The organism is Streptomyces sp. NPDC097619 (assembly GCF_040302735.1).
In the GTDB taxonomy this organism is placed as follows: domain Bacteria; phylum Actinomycetota; class Actinomycetes; order Streptomycetales; family Streptomycetaceae; genus Streptomyces.
Genome location: NZ_JBEOSD010000318.1, coordinates 1 through 1,760, shown reverse-complemented (window position 1 = coordinate 1,760; position 1,760 = coordinate 1). Strand labels below are relative to the sequence as shown.

1 protein-coding gene and 1 pseudogene are annotated in these 1,760 nt (G+C 74.8%); both read left to right on the top strand.

Translation table 11 applies throughout. From position 1 onward, the window contains the following. Positions 1-322: pseudogene (locus ABTZ17_RS36735) on the top strand (hypothetical protein); the annotation flags it as partial. A 208-nt stretch (positions 323-530) separates the two neighbouring features. Further along, positions 531-1,637, top strand: coding sequence for a lytic polysaccharide monooxygenase auxiliary activity family 9 protein (locus ABTZ17_RS36730; protein ID WP_352200168.1), 1,107 nt, complete (start codon positions 531-533; stop codon positions 1,635-1,637). Positions 1,638-1,760 lie beyond the last annotated feature (123 nt).

Below are 1,760 nucleotides of genomic sequence, written 5' to 3'. Positions count from 1 at the left end.
GCGGGGCCTGGACCTGTCGAGGGCGGGGTTCCGGATCACGGCCGAGCTGGGTTCCCTGGACGGCGGGGCGCCCATCGCCCCCGGGGTGTGGGACTGCTTCCTGGAGGTGGAGGCGGACGGCGTGGTGCGGCCGGTCCGGCTGGGCCGGCTGGCGGGCGAGGACCTGGACCGTACGGCGCGGGCCGCCCGGGTGGTGAGCCGTGACCCGGCCTCCGGTACGGAGCTGACGGCGGCCCCGTTCTTCACCGGCTACGGAAACCTGAGCATCGAGGTCACCCGCCGCTTCGCGCTGCCCGTCGCGGCGCCGGGCGCGGGGAGCTGACCGGGGCGGGTCCGTCGGAGGTGGGCGCGCCCGCCGCCGACGGGCCGGCGGGCCCCTCGTCTGAGGTGCCGCTTACCGGTGCCTTAAGTGCGTCCTAAGGATCTCCCTCAGGGGCTCCAAGCTGGGGTTTTCCGGGGTTTCGCGGGCTAGCTTGCGTGTCGCGGCCGCTGGTCGCGCCGCTCTTCCGCACCCCTGAAGGAGATCCGTCATGACCGCTCGCCGTACGGCCGCCACCGTCGCCGCCCTCGGCCTGGGACCGCTCGTACTGGCCGGGCTCGGCACCGCTCCGGCCGCCGCGCACGGCTCGATGACGGATCCGGTCAGCCGGGTGGCCGCCTGCTACGCGGAGGGGCCCGAGTCGCCGAAGTCGGCGGCCTGCAAGGCGGCGGTGGCGGCGAGCGGGGCGCAGGCGTTCTACGACTGGAACGAGGTGAACATCGCGAACGCCGCCGGGAAGCACCGTTCGCTGATCCCGGACGGGCAGCTGTGCTCGGCGGGCAAGGCGAAGTACCGGGGGCTGGACCTGGCCCGGGGCGACTGGCCGGCGAGCCGCATGAGCTCCGGATCGCACACCTTCCGGTACAAGGGGACGGCCCCGCACCGGGGTTCCTTCGAGCTGTTCGTGACCAAGGACGGGTACGACCCGGCGAAGCCCCTGAAGTGGTCGGACCTGGAGGCGGCCCCGTTCGTGAAGGTCACCGATCCGGGGATGCGGGGCGGGGACTACGTGTTCACGGGGACCGTGCCGCGCAAGACCGGCCGGCACCTCATCTACAGCATCTGGCAGCGCTCGGACAGCCCCGAGGCCTTCTACACCTGCTCCGACGTGGTCTTCGGCAAGGACGGCGGCGGCTCCACCGGAGGATCCACGGGCGGTGCGACGGGCGGCTCCACGGGCGGTGCGACCGGCGGTTCGACCGGGGGGACGACGGGCGGCTCCGGCACCTCGGGCACCTCCGGCGGTTCCGGCACCTCGGGCGGGTCCGGTGGGTCCGGGAGCGGCGGTGTCACGGGCGGTTCCGGCGGGAGCACGGGCGTGCAGGGCTCGCCGTCCCCGAGCGCGCCCGCGGAGCCGACGGAGCCGACCGCTTCGGCCCCGTCCGACGAGCAGATCGAGAAGGACGCCGGTCGGACCGGCGGGCACGGGGCGCACGGCAGCGCCACCCCCGTGGACGGTGGCGGGCTCGCGGAGACCGGGGGGAGCTCGACCACCCCGATGTTCGCGTTGGCCGGGGCCGGGGCTCTGGCCGTCGGTGCGGCGGTGCTGTTCGCGACGGTGCGGCGGCGGGCGACGGGCGGCCGGCACGGCCGCTGACGGACAGCCGCTGACGGACAGCCGCTGACCTCCAGAACCAGGGCGGGGCCGTCTTCGACCTGTACGTCCCCGACGCGGACTTCCGGAACAACTACTTCAAGGGCGGCCTGGCCTGCGCCCAGC

What these genes read in the sequence shown, in the direction of transcription:
- ABTZ17_RS36730 (WP_352200168.1), top strand. Translation starts at nt 531, where the DNA reads ATGACCGCTCGCCGTACGGCCGCCACCGTCGCCGCCCTCGGCCTGGGA.